Below are 19,705 nucleotides of genomic sequence, written 5' to 3'. Positions count from 1 at the left end.
TTCTGTACCTGTGCGGAGGTGATCATGCGGACGGTGAACTTCACCCAGCTGAGGCAGAATCTGGCTGCCGAGCTCGACAGCGTCGTCAACGACGCCGAGGAGGTCGTGGTGACCCGGTCGGGTCATGAGCCCAATACCGTCAACTTAACGTGTCTGGCCTGGTCAGGACCCACAACCTGATCTTGGTGCGGGGTGGTAGGGGTTTCTTGTAGTCGTCTGTCTGGCGGGGGTAGCGGCGTCCGGGTTGGCGTTGTTGGCGGGCGAAGCTGCGGATGCGGGGCGTGGCCGGTAGGAGGTTGCGTTCGTCGGTGATCTCGTAGATGACGTCGGCGACCAGATCGGCCAGGTCGTCAGGGGGAAAAGGCCGCGTCGTCACTGACGTGACGCGCGGCTGCCTGCACGGTGCGGGTGAACGATATGCGGTCGGGGTCCAGGTCGGCGTGTTCGGCACCGGCGACGATCAGCGCGCGGATGGCCTGGTAGACGCAGAGCAATGCGTAGACCTCCTGGTAGACCAGGTCCGGGCGCCCGGACCGCGGGACGACCTCGGCGCCGCCGCGCAGCCGGGTCTCCACGTCACCGATCGCGGTCTCCAGGGTCCACCGCTCGTGGTAGAGCTCGGGGAAATCCCGCAGGGGGTAGGCGTCCGGGTCGAGCAGGGTGGTCACCAGGCAGAACAGTTCGCTGACCTCACGGTTGCCGTGCTCGTCCGGCTCGGATTCCACCGTGTACCCGATCACCCGGACGCTGATGCCGGGGATCTGCTCAGGGGGTACCTTCGTCTTGCGGCGGCGCAGCCGTCGTGCCTGTTGCGGGTCGGCGATCCTCGACACATACGAGCCGTCGGCCAGGACCTGCAGCACCGGCAGGTCCACCCCCGCCTTGACTCGCAGTACCGCGTGCGCGTTGGTGGCCACGATCGCGGTCAGGTCCTCGTACGACAGGAAGTTACGGTCGGCCACGACCACGTCCCCGGTTCCCAGCCGTGGCCACAACGTGCGGGCCAGGTTCTGCTCCCCGGTGGCCAGCACGCCCACGGCGGCGCCTTGCAGGCAGCGGGTACCGACCTCGGCCAGCGCCACCACCCGGACCTGCGGATACCCCACCGGTCCGGCCGAGTTCGAGGGCATCCCGAAACGCGCCGCGTTCTCCGGCGTCCGAGCCACGTTCATGGTGAACCCGTCGGCGGCCAGCTTCCGCAACCCATGGAAGTACGCCCACGGCGCCGCGGCCGCGTCGGTCACCATCGGCCGCATCGAGGTCGCCAACACCCCCTGCATCGCCTCCGGCCCCAACCGCACCCTGGCCTTGGCCAGCGCCGCCGCCGACGGCTGCATCCCCACCTGCCGCCGCATCCGGTACCGCCGGGCCCACGACAGCCCACCCAGCAGCTTGTTCCACACCTCCACGTACGCGCTGTCGAGAAACAACACGCACGCCATCACGTAGTACGCCATCAACCGAGCCGGCAGCAGCCGATGCCGCTGCTCCCGCGCATCCCACTCCTCGATCGCCAGATCCACCGACTCCGGCGGGAACGCCGCCGTCAACACCCCGACCCCCACCAGATCCGGCAACCGAACCCGCGACCCCGCCTTGACCTGACCAGCCCTCGCCACGAGCAGAGATCATAGACCGCCCCACACTAAGTTAACGGCATTGGGTCATGAGCCGGTCGTCATCGTGCCGCTCGCCGAGTACGAGTCGATGAAGGAGACCGAGTACCTGCTCCGTAACCCGAGCAACGCCGCAGCCCTGCGGCGATCGATCGCAGAGCTGGAAAACGGCGACGCGCAGGAGCAGCAGCTCGTCGATCCAACCGCCGGACGGGACGTTGCGTGAGACTGGTTTTCACCGCGACAGCATGGGCCCAGTACCTCAGCCATACGGATCGAAAGTTGATCAAACGCATCAACGACCTCATCGCCGACGTGATGCGTAACGGTTACGAGGGCATCGGCAAGTCGGAGCCCCTTCGTGGCGAGCTGTCCGGATTCTGGTCCCGCCGGATCGATCGCGAACACCGACTCGTGTACCGGATCACCAAGGAGGACGTCGAGATCGTCGCCTGCCGGTACCACTACGAGCGTTGACCTCCTCCAGTCCCGGCGTCAGCCGGGGAGGTGGTCGGCCCAGGTAGGCACGGATGGCGGCGTCGACATCGCCGCGGCTGTGCGATCGGTCACCGTTGTCCAGGAGGTCGCGGATCCGTTTGCCATTGTCCATCGCCCAGTCCTCTCCAGCCGGTGCGCGACCCGAGGCGCTGGCCGAGGCCCGGTGGGCGTTGACCAGACTGGAGTCACCCGCCGGCCGGGCGCCGTTTCCCGCCGATCTCACCCCGGCGTACGGCGTGTTCTACCAGGGCTGGACGAACTGGCTGCGCGGCGGCGTACTCAGCCTGCAACCGCCGGGCGGTCGGGACCGGGGCGAGCTGGCCCGGTTCACCGAGGCCGCGGCGGACCTCGGCGCGACCTTCGACACCACCCTGGACACGACCGGGTCGCCGTACCTGCCGGCGTACCACGGGCAGGCCTGGCCGGTGGACTCCACGGTGGCGGTGGCGTCGCTGCGGCTGCACGACAGTCTGCTGCCGGGCCGCTTCGACGGTACGGTGGCGCGGTGGCTGGCCGGCGTACGGCAGCGTCTCGACCCGGCCACCGGCCTGCTGCCGCACCGCGTCGACCCGGTGACCGGGGCACCGGCCGAGGTGGCCCGCGGCACCTCACAGAGCCTGATCCACCGGTTCCGGCCGGAGATCGACCCGGCGTTCGCCCGCGAGCAGTACCTGACCTTCCGGGACGGGTTCGTGGCCGCGCCGCTGCGGCTCGGCCCGGCGGTGCTGGAGTACCGGGCCGGCACCAGCGGCCCGGCCGACGTCGACTCGGGGCCGCTGCCGCTGGGGGTGAGCCTGTCGGCCACCGTGGTCACCCTCGGCGCGGCCCAGGTGCACGGCGACGCGGCGTTGGCCGCCGCGCTGGCCAGCTACGGCGATTTCGCCGGCCTACCGGTCGACACCCCGAACACCCGGCGGTACGCGTTCGGGCTGATGCCGATCGGTGACGCGTTCCTCGCCTGGTCGAAGTCCGCGCGGCCGTGGGTCGCCGCCGCCGTTGATCCGCCGCCGGCCGGTGTCTCCTGGACGTGGCGGCTGCCGCTGCTGGCGCTGTTGTCCCTCGTGGCGGTGCTGCCGTGGCTGCCCGCACTGGTCCGCCGCCGGCCCGCGAGCAGGAAGCCGGTGAGCCGGTGAGCCGTTTAGTCGGCCGACAATGGCGTACGCCCCGAGGGGTCACCTCGGGGCGTACGCTCGGGGCGGCTCACCGTCGACGGGTCATCTACCGGCGAGCCGGGTCACGGGTCAGCTGGTCTCCAGCGCTCCCGCCGATCGGCCGCACACCTGGCGCAGTGCCCAGTCCTCGACCCGTACGTCACCGGCGGTGACCTGGGTCTGGCGGGTCTGCGGCATGTAGCCGTCCTTTGCCACGATCATCGTGACCGGGTTGTGCCGGTGGTCGAGCCAGTGGGCGTAGCCGCCGTCGGCGTCGGTGGTCAACGGCAGCTCCATCGTCCACGTGCTCAGCTGCACCGTCGCCCCGGTGATCGGGGTCAGGTCGCCGTCACAGCCCACGGCGGAGACCGTACCGGTGATCTTGCCCCAGGTGTCCGGCGGGGTGACGGTCATCGTCACCGGCACCGTGTCCACCGCGTACGGCGTGTCCTCGAAGACGGTGACGCCGGTGGTGTAGGTGCCCGGCTGGGCCACCTCGGCGGTCAGGGTCAGCGTCACCGTGAGGCTTTCGCCGGGGGCGATCGTGGCGGTGCCCGGGTCCACCGTCAACCATTCGGTGTCCGTCATCGACCCGCACTGGTCGAAGCCGGGCAGCAGTTCCACTGTGCTGGTCGGTTGGAATCCGGAGATCGCCGATCCGCCGACCCGGTAGAGCCCGCAGGCGCTGCCCGGCCGGAAGCTGGGGCTGTTCGCCGTCGGCAGGGGCGACCACGCGTCGGTCGCCGGGTCGTAGGCGTACCCCTCGTTGGTGATCGCCTGGGTGCCGGTGCCGCCACCGGAGATCAGCAGCTGGTTGTCGGCGGTGTGGTACGCCGAACCCCACAGGTTCACCGGCAGGTCCGCCACCTGCGTCCAGGAGTCGCTGGCCGGGTCGTAGGAATAGCTGGCGGTCACCGGCTGGCTGTCGGACAGTCCACCGGCACAGACGATCCCGCCGCTGACCGCGCCGCAGGACTGCCAGGCGATCGGCACCGGGTAGCTCGCGACGGTGTCCCAGGCGTCGGCCCGGGGGTCGTAGCGGAACACCTGGTCGCTGTACGGGGCGCAGCTGGTCGTGGTGCAGCCGCCGACCACGTACAACTCGCCGTCGAGCACCGCCGATCCGGCGGCGGCCGACGCGGCCGGCACGTCGGCACCCGTGCTCCACCCGCCGGTGGCCGGGTCGAAGATCAGCGTGTCGGTGTTCAACGTGCTCCACCCGCTGACCAGGTAGACCTTGTCGCCGATGACGCCTTCGGCGGCCTGGCTGCGGGCACCGTGCGGCATGTCGTCGAGCCGGGACCAGGCCTGGGTGACCGGGTCGTAGACGTACACCTGCGCCAGCGACGACAATCCGCTGGACCCGCCGAACGAGTACAACTTGCCGTCGACGGTGACCGCGCTGTTGTCCATCACCGTCCGGGGCAGCCCCGGCAGGCTGAGCCACGGCTCAGCCGCAGGGGTCGCCGCCGGTGCGGCACCCGGTCCGAACACCGTCGCCGACGCGGCCCCGGCGAGCTGCTCGATCGGCGCGTCCAGCGGAATCCGGCGGGTCGGTGCCCCGGCGGCCGCCGCGATCTGGCGCGACGCCGCCCGCGAACCGTCGGCACGCTGGATCTCGAACTCACCGGCTCGTTCGCTCAGCTCCACCTCGGCGGGCGCGCCGCCGGTGTTGGTGACCGTGACCTCGGCGGTCGTCGCTCCGCCGAGCGGCACCGTCGCCTCGACCGGCGAGCCGGTCACCGTCAGTCGTCCGGCCGCCAGCTTGTAGTTGTGCCGGGTGACCCAGTCCTCGGTGACCTCTGCCCATCGGGCCAGCTCCGCGTACTGGTTCACCGAAGCGGTGATCCGGTGCCGGCCGGCGGGGGAGAACAGGGCGTAGAAGCCGTCGTCGAGGTCCGGGTCCTGCGGCGTCGCGACGGTACGGGTGCCGACGGAGCCGTCCACCGGCGTCACCTCGGCGTCGGCCAGCCCGGTGCCGGTGTTGGCGTCCCGGACGAAGCCGACGGCCAGCCCGCCTTCGACCTTCACACACTCGAACTCGGTCTCGGCGATCCAGTCCACCGCGTTGCTGAAGACCCGGGCGCTGTCGTCGTGCCAGGTCTGCGGCCCGGTGTTGTAGCTGGCCGCGTGCATCGACAGCAGCACGTGCCGGTTGTTCGTCCGCTGCTGCACCCCGATGCCGACTCCGACGGTACCGACCTCCGAGGTGACGGCGTTGGCGATCACCATCCGCCCCTCGCCGCCGTACGCGTCGAAGAAGCCGTAGTACTTGGAGTAGTTGTCCGTCTCGTCGAAGGCGATCCGCCCGCCGAGCGGGAACCCTTCCACCACCGGGTGTTCCTGCATCACCTGGTACGACAGGTCACCCTCGGTATCGTAGACGATGCCGCTGCTGCGGGCCCCCGGGTTACCGGTGTACTGGCTGAGCATGTAGATGCCGTTACCGCCCACGTTGGACCAGGTGTCCAGGAACAGCACACCCACGCCGGCCGCGTCGGTGTCGGCCAGGAACCGCAGGAACGTCTCCTCGCCGGGGTTGCTGGGCCGGTTGACGATGATCGCGTCGTAGCCGGACACGTCGGTGTCCCAGCCGACCTCGGTGGTCGGGACGCCCTGGTCGTCGAGGAAGGTGCCGATCTTTCCGGCTTCGTCGCCGAGGATCCCGATCCCGGCGGAGAAGGCGTAGCCGGGCGCGGACGCGCACCGCTGCACCGGCGCGGCCACGTCCATGGTTCGGTTGCCGCCGTGCACCTGCACCGGCTGCTCGACGGTGCCGTAGCCGTCGTACTGCGGCTCCACCACCAGGGTGTACGTCGCGTGGGTCGGCAGGACCAGCCGGTACCGGCCGTTGAACGGGTTGGTGAAGGTGCTGACCTCGGTGCCGGCCACGCTGACCTTGGCGTACAGCGGCCAGCCGTGCCCGGAACCGTCCCGGACCAGCCCGCTCAGTGCCATCGTCGGCAGCGCGGTCAGCGAGACGTCCTCGATCGTCGTCCCGCCCAGGGTGACGGTCACCTCGGTGCTCCGTTCGGCGTAGCCGAACGCGGTGACCGTCACCGGGTAGGTCCCGACGGTCAACCGGACCGAGTAGGAGCCGTCCGCCGCGGTGACCCGCTCCCGGACCGTCTCGCCGCCGATGGTCACCGTCGCGCCCTCGACCGGCGCGCCGGTCGCCGCGTCGGTGACCACACCGGACAGGGTCCCGGTGTCGCCGACCGGAGCCGCTTCCAGCAGCGCCAGCGCGTCGAGGCGGCCTTCGCCGTACACGTTGTTGTCCGCTCCGGTGCCGCCGCACTGCGGGTCGGCGGTGTCGATCGCGGTACGGTCGAACAGCTCCCGGGTCGCGTCGGTGTCACCGATCAGTGCTGGGGCTGCGGACCACAGCAGTGCCGCCGTGCCGGCGACGTGCGGGGCGGCCATCGAGGTCCCGTTCTCGCTGTAGTAGCTGTCGCCTGGTCCGGACGAGCGGACCGCGACCCCGGGTGCGGAGATGTTCGGCTTGAACTCGCCGTCCTGGCCCGGACCGCGGCCGGAGAAGTAGGCGATCTCGTTGTCGACGTCGTACGCGCCGACCGAGTAGTTCACGGAGCGGCTACCGGGCGACCCACTGGACTGGCAGCCCTGCGCGCCGCTGTTGCCGTTGGACCAGATGCCGAGGATGCCGGCGGCGTCCCAGGCCAGCGACACGTCCTCCATGAAGGGGTCCAGCGAGGGCTGCGTACTGCCCCACGAGTTGTTGATGATGTGTGGACGTTTGCCGGCGTCAGGGTTCTGCCCGTCGAGGTCGGTCGGTGCCAGCAGCCACTGGCCGGAGGCGACCAGCGCCGCGTCGGTCGGGCAGCAGCCGTTCGCCGCGATCCAGTTCGCATCGGGCGCGACGCCGATCCGGTTGCCGGTGCCGCCGTCGCCGACCATCGTGCCCATCGTGTGGGTGCCGTGCGAGCCCCGGTCGCACGGGGCCGCGCCGCACCTGCTGTCCGCGTCGAACCAGTTGTAGTTGTGGTCGTACGTGCCGTCGCCCAGGTTGCCCCGGTACTGGGCGACCAGCGCCGGGTGGTCGAACTGGACACCGGTGTCCAGATTGGCGACGGTGATGCCGGCGCCCCTGGTGCCGAACTGCTCCCACACGTCGTCGGCGTTGATGTTGGCGATGCCCCACTCGACGTCCTCGGCCTGGGTGCCACGCACGCCCGCACCGTCGGCGTCGTCGCGGACCGGCTCGTCCGGGGTCGGCTCGATCAGCTGGTACTCGACCGGCTGGTAGAGGCCTTCGACGTCGGGCCGGGCCGCCAGCTCCTGGGCCAGCATCGACGAGCCGTCCAGTACGTAGATCGCGTTGCTGGCCCAGAATGCCTGGTAGGTAACGCCCTCGGTGTCGAGCAGGTGTCGGACACTGGTCTGGCTGGTGGCGGCGGTGGTTCGCAGCGCCTCGGCGACCGCCTCGCCGCGCGCCGTCCAGTCGTCGATCTGCCGTGCCTGCGCCAGGTCGGCCCGTTCGGCGAACCGGATCCACAGGTCGGTGGCGCCGTCGGACTGCAGCGACCGCTCCAGCTCGGGCTGGATCTTGTCGGCGACGCCGCGCGCCGGGTCACCGCCCGGATCCGGGCCGGGCCGGGGTGCCGCCGCCGCCGGATTCGGTGCGGCCAACGCCACACCGGCCAGCAGCACCAGCGACAACGCTCGTGCGATGGGTCTCATTGGGGGTTCCTTCCGTGGGATCGGCCACGCGGGTGGGCACGCCGTGCCCTCACAGGGGTTGGTACGGGTCACGGCGTTCCGCGCTGCAGGTCGCGCAGGTACCGGTGCCACCGTCGGGTGCCGCGTCCGCGCCCGCCTCGGGTCCGCCGGGTACGGGTCGCTCGGATTCGGGGTCGGATTCGGGCGCGGGTTCATCCGTTGACCGCCCTGGTGGCTCGTGCATGCAAGTCATGCTGCTGAGCCGGCGGATCGTTAGCTATCCAGCAGATACGTCAAAGAATCGACCGGTCGCGGTCGATGTGCCCGATCCGGTTTCAACCGGGTTGCCGGGCCGTTTCAGTCGTCCGCCGTGAGGACGCCGGCCTCCACGGCGGCGACCGCCAGCGCGGTACGGCTGGACACCCGCAGCTTGCGCATCGCCGATCGCAGCTGCTGATCCACTGTGGCCGACGACTTGGCGAGGATCCGGCCGATCTCCCGGTTGGTGTGCCCGGCCACCACCAACCGGACCACGTCCAGCTCGCGCGGGGACAGCCGGTCGCCGTACCCTTTGCGGCCGCCCCGCCACCGGCGCGGCACCTCCCCGCCGTGTTCGCGCAGCCGTCGCGCCACCCGGTCGGCGGCACCGCGCGCGCCGAGGTCGGCCAGACCGTCGTACACCTCGACCAGCAGAGCCCGTCCCGGCTCGGCCCGCTCGGCGGCCAGCAACGCCAGGGCCTGCCGCTCCCGGGCGAGTAGGGCGTCGTACGGGCGCGGCAGCGCCGCCCACGCGCGGGCGGCCCGGTCGAAGCCGGCCGCCGCCCGGTCATGGTCACCGGCTGCGTCGGCCAGCGCGGCCCGGCACACCGCCAGCGCGGCCGCCGGGCCCGGCGCGGCCCTCCCGCGTAGCCCGCCGGCGAATCGACGCACGAGTTCGGCCGCCTCGTCCGGCCGGCCGGCGGCGAGCAGCGCCGCCACCCGCGCCGGGGCGATGTCGGTGGCCCACACCCAGACCCGCTTGGCGGCGACCGCCCCGATCGGACCATCGGTGACCCGCACCGCCCGATCGGCCTGTCCGTCGTCGAGCCACAGCCGGGCCAGCATGGCGGCCGGCTCCACCGTGTCGTCGACCGCGCCGCGCCGGGCCGCCTCGTCCAGCACCACCTGGAACTGCTGCTCGGCGTGGCGTAGCTGACCGGTAGCCGCGGCCAGCCGGCCGGCCAGCCGCAGACTCCCCAGATAGACGCCCGGCCGGTCCCGGTCCGCCTCGGCCAGTTGGGCGGCCCGGTCGGCCAGGCCGTCCCACCGGCCGGTGAACCAGTCCAGGTTGGCCTGCTCGACCAGGACGTTGTAGCGCAGCCGGACCAGACCCTCGGCGTCGGCGAGAGCCAGCGCCACCGACAGGTGCCGCCCGGCGTCGGCGTACCGGCCCCAGATCAGCGCCCCGGTGCCGACGTTGGCGTGGATCCGGGCGATGTCACGTCGTTCGGCCGGCGCCGCGCCATCGGTCGGCAGCCCGGCCACCACCTCCCAGGCCTGCGGCTCGCCGAGCATCAGCAGCGCCGCCGCCCGGTTGCCGGCCAGCGACATCCGGTCGGCGGCGGACGGGATCCGCGGGATCAGCTCGGCGGCCCGGTGCAGCCACCGCAGATGGGTGGCGGCCGGCCACGGGCCGGCGTACGCCCAGCCGAGGTAGGTCATCGCACGGGCCGCCTCCACCGGGTCGGCCAGGTGCTCCACCGCCCGGCCGAGTTCGGTGAGCGCGGCCTGTGCCTCACCGCCGATGATCAGCAGCCGGCCCAGCGGGTTGCGGATGTCGGCCTGCTGCCGTGCGGTCAGCTCGGTCGACTCCAGTACGGCCCGGAGGGTGGCGACCACCCGGTGGTAGACGTCGTCGACCGGTTCGCGGCGGCCGAGCGCGGCGACGGCGGCGGTACGGGCGATCCGGGCCCGGTCCGGTGCCGCCAGTTCCGCCACGGTCAGCAGCTCGTCGAGGGTGACTGCGGCGGTGGTGTGGTCGCCGGAGGCGATCATCCGATCGGCGGCGGCCTCTGCGTACCGGGCCCAGCGCGCCACGTCACCGGCCTCGCGGAAGTGTCGGGCCAGCTGGGCGACCGGCGGCGGATTCAGACCCTCGACCGCCTGTCCGGCCAGCAGATGCAGCGTACGCCGTTCGGGGTGCGCGATGGCCTCGTAGACGGCGGTGGCGGCGAGGACGTGCCGGAACCGCCACCGGCCGCCGCCGGGGTGGTCACGTTCGTCGCTGTCCAGCAGGCCGGCGGTGGCCGCCTCGGCCAGTCCGGCCCGGCAGGCCCGGGTCAGCAGGCCGGCGGTGGCCGCCAGGGTGGCCTCGTCGGCGGGTTCGCCGAGGACGGCGGCGGCGCGCAGCACCCGCTGTGCGGCCTGGGTCAGCCGCCCGACCCGTTCCCGGGTCGAGTCCCGTACCGACGCCGGCACCTGCAGCTCACTCAGGCTCAACCGCACCCAGCGTCCGTCCCGGAACACCACGTCGGCCCGGTCACACAGCAGGCGTACCGACTCCTCGACCATCAGCGGCACGCCGCTGGTGCGCTGGTGCAGGAAGGTGGCGAACTCAGTCGACATGGGATTGCCGTCCAGCATCGACGAGACCATCGCCGCCGTGTCGGCGACGTCCAGCGGCGCCAGGGTGATCCGCAGCCGGGCGCCGCCTCCGGACGCCGGCCGGGACAGCCGCAGCAGCAGCGAGTGGTCGTCGACCTCCTCGGGGCGGTAGGTGACCAGCAGGCTCGGCCCGCCAGGTGCCGCGCGGGCGGCGAGGAACACCAGGAACTCCTGGGTGACCTCGTCGGCCCAGTGCGCGTCCTCGACGACGAGCAGGTCGATGTCGAGCGCGCGGATCAGCTCGTCCAATGCCCGGAACAGCCGGTGCCGGGCGGCGGTTGCGTCGTCCACCGGGTCCAGTGGCGGCGGCAGCTCGGCCGACCATTCCGGCAGGAGTGGGCGCAGCGCCCCGGCCAACGCGCTCAGCCGTATCCCGGTCAGCCGTGGCCGGACATCGCGCAGCGCGTCCACGATGGGCGCGAGGGTGAGCGATTCGCGTAGCGGTGGGCAGACCGCCAGCAGAGTGCCGGGGCGTGGACCGGTCTCAGTGGTCGACGTCTCCCGGACCAGGCGGCTCTTGCCGATCCCCGCCTCACCCTCCAGCAGGACCACCGCCGGGGGACGGGTGAGCGCCGTGGCCACCGCCGCCACCTCACCGGACCGTCCCACCAGCCGTGGCGCCGCTATCGGCACCGCTGTGCCCGCCGCCGCAGCGTGCCCGCTCACCCGCATCGTCGGAGCGTATCCCGCAGTTCGGGGCAGTTGGCAGGCCGTCGCCGTCGCATCCACCGGTCCTCGCGTCCCCGCCTTGTCGTGATCCGGACCGTACTGAGTCTGGTGGCCACGGGTGTCGCCCGACTAGTGTCGAAATGGATTCGAAGTTCTCCCGGCATTCGGGCGACCGCTATTCGAGTCTGTCCGGTCTGTTTGCTCAGCGCGCCCTCTCCGACATGCGACGGGTGAGTGATCGCCGTGGGCTGACCGCAATCTCCACATCCGTCGAGACAGGAGTACGGCACATGATCAGCGATGCCATGCTGCAGCAGGCAAGCGCCATTTTGGCGCAGGTCGCCGACGGCGTGAACGTCGTCGTCGTTCCGCAGTCGATGTCCGTCGGCACGGCCGAGAACCCGGCCATCTGTCTGAAGTCGGCGATCCAGGTGAACTGGGTGAAGAAGCAGATGGCCGCACCGGAGGTCCGCAAGTACGTCGAGGACGATGTGGCCTGGGACGGGATCATCGGCACCGTCGCGCTCGACACGCTGGTGATCCAGGAAGCGGTCTTCGACGGTACCATGGCCTACCGTTCAGCGGTGATCTGGCACGAGCACGGGCATGTCCTGCACGGTAAGACCGAAAACGGAAACGTCTACCTGTACGAGGTCACGAGTCTGACCAATGGCGTAGATGTGCTGGACGACGAGGAAATTCGGAACGTTCTGGAAGCGAGGTCCGGAGCGTATCGGGCGGCGGTGGAACCGGGCGTCGCGGCGCTGCGTCAGTTCCTGCAGCAGAATTGGCAGATCACGCTGTAGGAGGGTCGGCGATCCGGGTGCCGGACCGGCGCGGCAAGGCACTCGACGCCCGGATCGACCGCGGCCCACGCGGCTGTCGTGGGACCGGAGTCCACCGCGCGGGCCGCGTGCCCGGCGGTGCGGGTCACTACGGGTCACTACAGGTCACTGCGACGTGCGGGTCAGTCCGTCTCGGGTCGCAGCACGATCCGGGCGAGCAGTTCCTCGCCGTCACGGAGTCCGCGGACGCCGACCTCGGCATCGACGTCGAGACTGGACAGCTTGACCTCGTCGCCGTCGTCGATCACCCGGCACTCGTCGGCGCAGGTCCAGTCGAGGACGAAGCCGTCCGCCGACTCGACGCTGATCGTGCTGCCGTCGATGGAGTCGACCGTGCCGCGCTGCACGACGAGCGTGCGCGGCCCGCCGTCGGTCTGTACGGTCATCTCGCCGTGCAGACCGGCACCGCCCGCCCCGAGGCCGCGTAGCCAGCCGACGCGTGGGCCGGGTCGCCCCCACGGGCCACGGCGGCCGTCCCACCAGCCGGGCCGGTCGTCGCTGGAGAGACCGAAGTCGCTGTAGTCGACGGTGTCGACCGCGGCGACCGGGAGTGGATCCGCAGCGGTGTGGGAGCCGCCGGACCCGCAGCCGGTGAGGGCCAGGATCGCGACCGCCCCCGCCGCAGCACCGGTGAATGCCTTCGTGCCAACTGAACTTCTCATGTGGTCAGCATCGGCCACCGACACGAAGCCACCGTCAGGTCGATGTTCGGATCAGGTAAGGCGCCGTCGGTCCGACGGAGGCAGCCGAGCTACCGGGCCGTCCTGCGCGGCAACCGTACGGTGAACACGGCACCGCCGCCGGGGGAGTGGCCGGCTCTGATCCGCCCGCCCAGACGGTGGGCCAGCCCGGCGGCCAGGGCCAGCCCGATCCCGGTGCCGACCGACCGTCCGCCCCGGTAGCGGCGGTGCAGCGCACCGCGTTCGAAGATCACCGCGAGGTCGTCGTCGGTGAACCCCGGGCCGTCGTCGTGCACCTGCACCGCGACGAAGTCCGGCTGCCCGGCGGCGGATCCAGCCTGCCCGGTCGCCGGTTCCGGCGGTACGCCGAGCCGCACGGTGCCGCCGGCCGGCACCACCCGCAGCGCGTTGTCCAGCAGGATGTCGACGACCTGCCGGAGCCGCCCCGGGTCGGTGTGGACGGTCACCGGCGCGGCCGGTGGGGTCAGGTCGACCGTCACCCCGTTGCCGGTGAACCGGGGCCGCCAGGCATCGACGGCGTCGGTGAGCAGCGCGCCGAGGTCGACGTCGACCAGTTCCAGGGCGAAGTCGGAGGCCTCCAGCCGGGCCAGCGCCAGCAGGTCGCCGACCAGGCGGTCCAGCCGCTGCGCCTCACCGAGCATGATCTGCCCGGTACGCACGGCTCCGTCGGGGTCCACCACCCCGTCGGCGATCGCCTCGGCGTACCCGCGCAGGGTGGTCAGCGGGGTGCGCAGCTCGTGCGAGATGGACAGCAGGAAGTCCCGTTGCCGTGCCTCGCTGACGGCGAGCGCGGCGGCGAGGTCGTTGAGCGCGCGGGCCAACTGCTCGGCCTCGACGGGCGGATCCAGCGGTACCCGGATGGTGCGGTCCCCAGCGCGCAGCCGCTGCGCCGCGTGTGCGGCGGCCCGGATCGGCCGGGACAGCCGGGCGGCGAGCAGCACCCCGGCGATCAGGCCGGCGGTGAGCCCGGCGGCCAACGCCAGCCACAGGTTGCTCCAGACCAGCCGGCCGACTCCTGGTCGTACCGGCTGGAGCAGCACCACCGCCGTGCCGTCGCCGGTGGGCCGTCCTTCGATCAGGGTCGGCTGGCCGTCGACGCGGGCCGGCCGGCGGCTGGTCACCGGCGCACCGGTGGCGAGCCGGCGGACCACCTGGCCGGGCAGCTGCCGAGGCACCGTCTCGCCTGGCCGGACGAGCAGCACTTCGATGCCCTGGTCGGTGAGTTCGCCGGTCAGCCGGCCGGCGAGAGCCGTCCGCGTGCCGGTCGGGGCGTCGGTGACGGCCGCCGCGACCAGGTCGGCCTTGGCGGCCAGCGAGGCGCGGGCGCCGCGTTCCGTGCCCCGGACCCCGAGCGGGATGGCGACCGCTGCGGTGACCAGCACCGACAGTAGGGCGACCGCGCAGGCGACCCCGACGGTACGGGCGGTGATTGTGCCGGTGAGCTGGCGCCAGCCGGACCGCTGCCAGGTCTGTTCCGGCTCAACCATCGGCGGTGTAGCCGACGCCGCGTACCGTGCGGATCACGGTGGCGGCGGTGCCGAGCTTGGCCCGGACCTGGGCGACGTGCACGTCGACGGTGCGGGTGCCGGCTTGGGCGGCGTAACCCCAGACGGCGGAGAGCAGCTCCTCCCGGGTGTAGACCCGTCCGGGCCGTCGCATCAGGTGGTCCAGCAGGTCGAACTCGGTGGAGGTGAGGACGACCGGGTGGGAGTCGGCGGTGACGGTGCGCCGGGCCGGATCGAGGGTGACGCCACCGACGGTACGGACCGGTCGACCGCCGGGCGGGCCGAGGCTGCGGCGGCGGATGGCCCGCACCCGGGCGACCAGTTCGCGAGGGCTGAACGGTTTGGTGACGTAGTCGTCGGCGCCCAGCTCGAGGCCGACGACCCGGTCGATCTCGTCGTCGCGGGCGGTGAGGAAGATGACCGGGGTCCAGTCGTCGTCGGCGCGCAGCCGCTGGCAGATCTCGGTGCCGGTGATGCCGGGCAGCGCGATGTCCAGCACGGCCAGCACCGGGCGCAGCCGTCGGGCGGCGGCCAGCCCGCTGTCACCGTCGGCGCACACGTGTACGCCGAACCCGTCGCGGGTGAGGTAGAGCCGGATCAGGTCGGCGATCGGCTGTTCGTCCTCGACGACGAGCACCAGTCCCCGGTCTGGTTGCGGTGCTGCGGTCACCCGCCCATCTTGACGTGACCGGTAAACGACCGCATCAGTTTCCGGTACGGATCAGGTAAAAGTCGCTGCTGGCGGGTGATTCCCGGATTGTGAGCCGGACCGGATGCCGCATCAAATCAGATCACGGTCAATAACTGTACGGGCACGTGGTGTGTTCATTAGGTTGGCTAGATATCGCTCCTTGTGAATGGAGGTGGACCGGTGTCTGTCCGCACTGGATCCGACAACGGCCGCGGCTTGGTCCGCCGTGGCATCGCCCTGCTCGCCACCGGGCTACTGACCGCCACCGCCGCCGTGGTAGGAGCCGCCGCGCCGGCTCAGGCGGCCGTCGCTGACCGCTGGGGTTTCGCCTACCTGCACACGCCGACCCCGGCACCCGGCACCATCCTCGACACCACCCGGCAGTGGGGCAGCTGGAAGGCCACCGCACCCGCGCTCTGGGCGACCGTCGACCAGGTCGGTGTCGGGCGCTACCAGGTGCGGTTCCCGCTGGCTGCCTCACCCAACGGTGTCGTTCACGTCACCACGGTCGACAACGCACCACGATGGTGCCAGGTGGTCTCGAACGCCCCCGCCGGACCTGACCACATGGTGATCGTGCAGTGCTACCGGCCCGGTGGCGTACCGGACAACGCCCGGTTCGTCGTCGACTACACCTCCGCCTCCGGGATGCTGCCGCCGGGGTCGGACGCGTTCGGCTACGTCAGGGCGAACCCGGCCGGGGCGATGCTGTCGTCCTACAACTCGATGGGTGCCGGCAACACGGTCACCCAGCTCGGCACCGGCTTCTACGAGGTGAAGCTCAACGGACTCGGCACCGCCCTGCTGGACGGCAACCTGCAGGCCACCGCCGAGCACCCGTTCGGTCCTCGGCGGTGCAAGATCGCCCAGTGGTCCCCCAGCGGCGGCGCGATCCTGGCGTACGTGTTCTGCTTCGACCCAGCCGGGTCGTTCATCGACAGCTACTTCAACCTGACCTACCACCGGGAGCGGCCGATCTTCGGCTCGGTGCCGCCGACCCGGTTCGCCTACCTGCTGAGTTCGCCCTTCGGCGGGTCGACCAACTTCAACTCCGCCGGTGGGGCCAACAGCATCGCGGTCTCCGGCGTCGGGCAGTACCTGGTGACACTGCCGTCGGTGGGTGTCCCGGCGAGCACCGTGCAGGTCACCGCGCTCGGCACCAGCCCGGACTACTGCAACCTGCAGACACCGTGGGTGCTGTCCGCCAACACGGCGCTGGTTCGCAACGTGATCTGCTTCAACGCCGGAGGTTCGCAGGCACCGAACAACTTCTTCCTCACCTATTCGTCGAGCACCTGACCGGTGAGGGGTCGGGACGGCAACCGTCCCGACCCCTCGCGTACAGACCGACCGGTCAGGCTAGACCCGCCCGGCGCAGCGCGTCGGCGAGCGCACCCTCGGGCTGGCCCCCGCCGCGCTGCCCGCCCCGACCGTCCCTGCCGCCGCGGCCATCCCGGTCACCGCGGCCGCCCTTGCCGTCGCGACTCTGCTGCCGGGGCTGCCCGCCCCGGCCGGGGCCGCCCCGGCCACCGTCCGCACCGTTTCGTTGCCCCGGCGCTCGCCCGGCACCCGGCTCGTCGTCCAGCCGCAGCGTCAACGAGATACGTTTGCGGGCGACGTCCACGTCGAGCACCTTCACCCGGACGATGTCACCGGGCTTGGCCACGTCGCGGGGATCCTTGACGAAGGTCTTCGACATCGCCGACACGTGCACCAGACCGTCCTGATGCACCCCGACGTCCACGAACGCGCCGAACGCGGCCACATTGGTCACCGCGCCCTCCAGGACCATGCCGGGCCGCAGGTCGGCGAGGGTCTCCACGCCGTCGGCGAAGGTGGCGGTACGGAACGCCGGACGCGGGTCGCGGCCCGGCTTCTCCAACTCGGCGAGGATGTCGGTGACCGTCGGCAGACCGAACACGGCGTCAACGAACTTCTCCGGCCTGATCCGGCGCAACGACTTCGTGTCGCCGATCAACGTCCGCAGGTCGCTGCCGGTCTCGGTGAGGATCCGACGGACCACCGGGTAGGCTTCCGGGTGCACACTGGACGAATCGAGCGGGTCGTCGCCGTCGCGGATGCGCAGGAAGCCGGCACACTGTTCGAACGCCTTCGGCCCCAGCCGGGCCACGGTCCGCAGCGCCTCCCGGGACCGGAACGGCCCGTGCGCGTCGCGGTGCAGCACGATGTTCTCGGCCAGCCCGGCACCGATGCCGGAGACCCGGGTCAGCAGCGGTGCCGACGCGGTGTTCACGTCCACCCCGACCCCGTTGACGCAGTCCTCGACCACCGCGTCGAGTGACCGGGACAGCTTCGTCTCGGAGATGTCATGCTGGTACTGCCCGACGCCGATCGACCGAGGGTCGATCTTGACCAGCTCGGCGAGCGGGTCCTGCAGCCGGCGGGCGATGGAGACCGCGCCCCGCAACGACACGTCGAGGTCCGGCAGCTCCTGGGAGGCGTACGCCGAAGCCGAGTAGACCGACGCGCCGGCCTCGGAGACCATCACCTTGGTCAGCTGCAATTCGGGGTGCCGAGCCATCAGGTCGGCGACCAGCTTGTCGGTCTCCCGCGACGCGGTGCCGTTGCCGATCGCCACCAGGTCCACCCGGTGCGCGGCGGCCAACTTTGCCAGCGTGTCGATGGAGGCGTCCCACTGCCGGCGCGGCTCGTGCGGGTATACCGTCTCGGTGGCCACCACCTTGCCGGTGGCGTCGACGACGGCCACCTTCACCCCGGTGCGTACGCCCGGGTCCAGACCCATCGTGGCCCGGCTGCCGGCCGGCGCGGCCAGCAGCAGGTCCCGCAGGTTGGCCGCGAACACCCGGACCGCCTCGTCCTCGGCCGCCTGCCACAGCCGCATCCGCAGGTCAGCGCCGAGGTGGATCAGGATCCGGGTACGCCACGCCCAGCGGACCGTGTCGGCCAGCCACTTGTCCGCGGGCCGACCCTGGTCGCTGACGCCGAAGCGGCCGGCGATGATCGGCTCGTAGCTGCTCGGCCCGGCGACCGCGTCGGCCGGCACCTCCTCCGGCTCCATGGTCAGGTCGAGGACCTGCTCCTTCTCACCCCGGAACATGGCCAGCACCCGGTGCGACGGCAGCTTGGTGAACGGTTCGGCGAAGTCGAAGTAGTCGGCGAACTTGGCCCCCTCGGTCTGGCGTCCCTCGCGTACCCGGGCGGTGAGCCGGCCCCGCGACCACATCCGCTCCCGCAGCCCACCAATCAGGTCGGCGTCCTCGGCGAAGCGTTCCACGAGGATCGCCCGCGCGCCGTCGAGCGCCGCCGCCGCGTCGGCCACACCCTTGTCGGCGTCGACGTAGCCGGCGGCCGCGGTCCGCGGGTCCTGACCCGGATCGCCGAGCAGCAGATCCGCGAGCGGCTCCAGGCCTGCCTCGCGGGCAATCTGCGCCTTGGTCCGCCGTTTCGGCTTGTACGGCAGGTAGATGTCCTCCAGCCGGGCCTTCGAGTCGGCCGCCATGATCTGCGCGGTCAGCGCCTCGTCGAGCTTGCCCTGGCTGCGGATCGACTCCAGGATCGCGTCGCGGCGCTCGTCCAGCTCGCGCAGGTAGCGCAGCCGCTCCTCGAGGGTACGCAGCTGGGCGTCGTCGAGCATCCCGGTGGCTTCCTTGCGGTACCGGGCGATGAACGGCACCGTCGCGCCGCCATCGAGCAGTTCGACGGCGGACGCCACCTGCCCGGCCCGTACTCCCAGTTCTTCGGCGATCCGCTGATCAATCCCTGTGGTCACGTCGCGTGCCCCGCTCCAACTCCCCGGCTGCCGGGCGGGGGTGCTCCCGTCCGGCCCGATGCCTGTGGCCCGGCACCCGTCGTGCGGCCGGTGCCGGGGACCACGGTGGGTGGTCCGGGAAGCATTCTGCCGGCTATCGACCGTCGGTGTCGCGCCACCACGCGACCCGGTCCGCGGCGCAGGTCACCAGGCGATCGACGTGTCCCGCTGCGGCCACAGCCGTACCGCCAGCCGGGACCGTGGCACCGGGTGGTTGATCGCGTCGACCACCGCCGTCAGCTGCGGATCGAGCCGGCTCGCGATAGCCGTCAGTTGTCGACGCACCGTCGCCCCGTACATAGTCACGAACCAGCCTTCGGTGCCGGTGGCACGGACGATCTGGGCCAGCGCGGCGGTCCGGGCGTCCACCGCGACGACCCGGCCGAGGGCGTGCCCGAGCCGGACCCGGGGGCCGACCGCGCGGACCGGATCCATCGCCGGGAACCGGGTCGTCATGCGGCGGGTCACCGGATGGCGGACCTGTTCGGTGCGCAGCACGCCGAGGGTCTCCAGATCCTCGGCGACCACCCCGGGCAGCCCTGGTCGCATCAGGGCGATCCAGTCCGGCACCGGTTGGCGCTGTTCCAGCCGCAGTTCGGCCAGCAGCGGGTCGGCGACCGGGTCACCGAGCGGCTGCCCGTCGACCGGCACCAGCAGGCCGTCGCGGACCTCGGCACGACCGGCGAGGATCAGCGTGGCGATCGCGGTGCCGGCGAGCCCGGCACCGAGCAGATCCCGGCCGACCATCGGCCGGCCGGTGCTGTCGTCGAGCGCAACCAGGAAGAACTCCTCGGTCAGCGTCAACTCCGTCGGAGTTCGAGCACGGCGCATCGAGTCGTCCCCTGCGGCGGTTTCTGGTGCGCGAGCCGAGCAGGGCCGCGGGCGCGGCCCGGCAAGGATGGTTGACCTTGCTGAA

General features: G+C 71.6%; 15 protein-coding genes. 6 read left to right on the top strand and 9 right to left on the bottom strand.

What is annotated here, in order from left to right; all coding sequences use genetic code 11:
• Positions 1-24: 24 nt before the first annotated feature.
• Entirely contained in the window at positions 25-180 is a 156-nt protein-coding gene (locus O7543_RS30175; RefSeq protein WP_348650088.1) for a type II toxin-antitoxin system Phd/YefM family antitoxin, read from the top strand.
• Here O7543_RS30175 and O7543_RS08270 read toward each other — a convergent pair.
• Together O7543_RS08270 and O7543_RS08265 are read right to left on the bottom strand one after the other, a co-directional pair.
• Positions 140-376 (bottom strand): hypothetical protein, encoded by a 237-nt coding sequence (locus O7543_RS08270; protein WP_281550650.1) that lies wholly within the window; start codon positions 374-376, stop codon positions 140-142. The two genes, O7543_RS30175 and O7543_RS08270, sit on opposite strands and share 41 nt — an antisense overlap.
• Positions 351-1,619, bottom strand: a complete 1,269-nt coding sequence (locus tag O7543_RS08265) for an IS4 family transposase (RefSeq protein ID WP_281554374.1) — start codon at positions 1,617-1,619, stop codon at positions 351-353. Before O7543_RS08265 ends, O7543_RS08270 begins: the two co-directional genes overlap by 26 nt.
• A gap of 40 nt (positions 1,620-1,659) precedes the next feature.
• Here O7543_RS08265 and O7543_RS08260 point away from each other — a divergent pair, with 40 nt between their 5' ends.
• The 3 genes from O7543_RS08260 (at position 1,660) to O7543_RS08250 (ending at position 3,247) form a co-directional block, all read left to right on the top strand.
• Positions 1,660-1,842 (top strand): type II toxin-antitoxin system Phd/YefM family antitoxin, encoded by a 183-nt coding sequence (locus tag O7543_RS08260; protein WP_281554375.1) that lies wholly within the window; start codon positions 1,660-1,662, stop codon positions 1,840-1,842.
• Positions 1,839-2,093, top strand: coding sequence for a Txe/YoeB family addiction module toxin (locus O7543_RS08255; protein ID WP_281554376.1), 255 nt, complete (start codon positions 1,839-1,841; stop codon positions 2,091-2,093). Before O7543_RS08260 ends, O7543_RS08255 begins: the two co-directional genes overlap by 4 nt.
• Positions 2,094-2,218: 125 nt before the next feature.
• Entirely contained in the window at positions 2,219-3,247 is a 1,029-nt protein-coding gene (locus O7543_RS08250) for a hypothetical protein (RefSeq protein WP_281567377.1), read from the top strand.
• Between the two features lie 108 nt (positions 3,248-3,355).
• Here the strand turns inward: O7543_RS08250 and O7543_RS08245 are convergent, their stop codons facing one another.
• Together O7543_RS08245 and O7543_RS08240 are read right to left on the bottom strand one after the other, a co-directional pair.
• Positions 3,356-7,966 (bottom strand): S8 family serine peptidase, encoded by a 4,611-nt coding sequence (locus O7543_RS08245; RefSeq protein WP_281554378.1) that lies wholly within the window; start codon positions 7,964-7,966, stop codon positions 3,356-3,358.
• Between the two features lie 336 nt (positions 7,967-8,302).
• Positions 8,303-11,260, bottom strand: a complete 2,958-nt coding sequence (locus O7543_RS08240; protein ID WP_281554379.1) for a LuxR family transcriptional regulator — start codon at positions 11,258-11,260, stop codon at positions 8,303-8,305.
• A gap of 137 nt (positions 11,261-11,397) precedes the next feature.
• On the opposite strand from O7543_RS08240, the gene O7543_RS08235 reads away from it, so the two are divergent.
• Positions 11,398-12,063, top strand: coding sequence for a hypothetical protein (locus tag O7543_RS08235; RefSeq protein WP_281554380.1), 666 nt, complete (start codon positions 11,398-11,400; stop codon positions 12,061-12,063).
• A gap of 161 nt (positions 12,064-12,224) precedes the next feature.
• Here the strand turns inward: O7543_RS08235 and O7543_RS08230 are convergent, their stop codons facing one another.
• The 3 genes from O7543_RS08230 to O7543_RS08220 all read right to left on the bottom strand — a co-directional run bounded on the left by O7543_RS08230 (position 12,225) and on the right by O7543_RS08220 (position 14,978).
• Positions 12,225-12,764, bottom strand: coding sequence for a hypothetical protein (locus O7543_RS08230; RefSeq protein ID WP_281554381.1), 540 nt, complete (start codon positions 12,762-12,764; stop codon positions 12,225-12,227).
• Between the two features lie 89 nt (positions 12,765-12,853).
• Complete coding sequence (locus tag O7543_RS08225; RefSeq protein ID WP_281554382.1) at positions 12,854-14,290, bottom strand: HAMP domain-containing sensor histidine kinase; 1,437 nt, start codon at positions 14,288-14,290, stop codon at positions 12,854-12,856.
• Entirely contained in the window at positions 14,283-14,978 is a 696-nt protein-coding gene (locus tag O7543_RS08220) for a response regulator transcription factor (RefSeq protein ID WP_281554383.1), read from the bottom strand. The genes O7543_RS08225 and O7543_RS08220 overlap by 8 nt, the downstream gene beginning before the upstream one ends.
• A gap of 201 nt (positions 14,979-15,179) precedes the next feature.
• On the opposite strand from O7543_RS08220, the gene O7543_RS08215 reads away from it, so the two are divergent.
• Complete coding sequence (locus O7543_RS08215) at positions 15,180-16,298, top strand: hypothetical protein (RefSeq protein ID WP_281554384.1); 1,119 nt, start codon at positions 15,180-15,182, stop codon at positions 16,296-16,298.
• A gap of 55 nt (positions 16,299-16,353) precedes the next feature.
• Here O7543_RS08215 and O7543_RS08210 read toward each other — a convergent pair whose 3' ends face one another.
• Together O7543_RS08210 and O7543_RS08205 are read right to left on the bottom strand one after the other, a co-directional pair.
• On the bottom strand, positions 16,354-18,750 hold the full coding sequence (locus O7543_RS08210) for a Tex family protein (protein ID WP_281554385.1): 2,397 nt from the start codon (positions 18,748-18,750) through the stop codon (positions 16,354-16,356).
• 183 nt (positions 18,751-18,933) lie between these two features.
• Positions 18,934-19,620 carry a GPP34 family phosphoprotein gene (locus tag O7543_RS08205; RefSeq protein WP_281554386.1) on the bottom strand — a complete coding sequence of 229 codons (687 nt, stop codon included), beginning with the start codon at positions 19,618-19,620 and terminating at the stop codon, positions 18,934-18,936.
• Between the last annotated feature and the right edge of the window lie 85 nt (positions 19,621-19,705).

Source organism: Solwaraspora sp. WMMA2080 (assembly GCF_027497395.1).
GTDB lineage: Bacteria > Actinomycetota > Actinomycetes > Mycobacteriales > Micromonosporaceae > Micromonospora_E.
Note: the sequence above shows the minus strand (reverse complement) of the source record. Positions and strands in the feature narration are given on the sequence as shown.

Coding starts and splice junctions, on each gene's coding strand:
- O7543_RS30175 (WP_348650088.1), top strand. CDS start 25: ATGCGGACGGTGAACTTCACCCAGCTGAGGCAGAATCTGGCTGCCGAG.
- O7543_RS08245 (WP_281554378.1), bottom strand. CDS start 7,966: ATGAGACCCATCGCACGAGCGTTGTCGCTGGTGCTGCTGGCCGGTGTG.
- O7543_RS08240 (WP_281554379.1), bottom strand. CDS start 11,260: ATGCGGGTGAGCGGGCACGCTGCGGCGGCGGGCACAGCGGTGCCGATA.
- O7543_RS08235 (WP_281554380.1), top strand. CDS start 11,398: ATGGATTCGAAGTTCTCCCGGCATTCGGGCGACCGCTATTCGAGTCTG.
- O7543_RS08230 (WP_281554381.1), bottom strand. CDS start 12,764: ATGAGAAGTTCAGTTGGCACGAAGGCATTCACCGGTGCTGCGGCGGGG.
- O7543_RS08225 (WP_281554382.1), bottom strand. CDS start 14,290: ATGGTTGAGCCGGAACAGACCTGGCAGCGGTCCGGCTGGCGCCAGCTC.
- O7543_RS08205 (WP_281554386.1), bottom strand. CDS start 19,620: ATGCGCCGTGCTCGAACTCCGACGGAGTTGACGCTGACCGAGGAGTTC.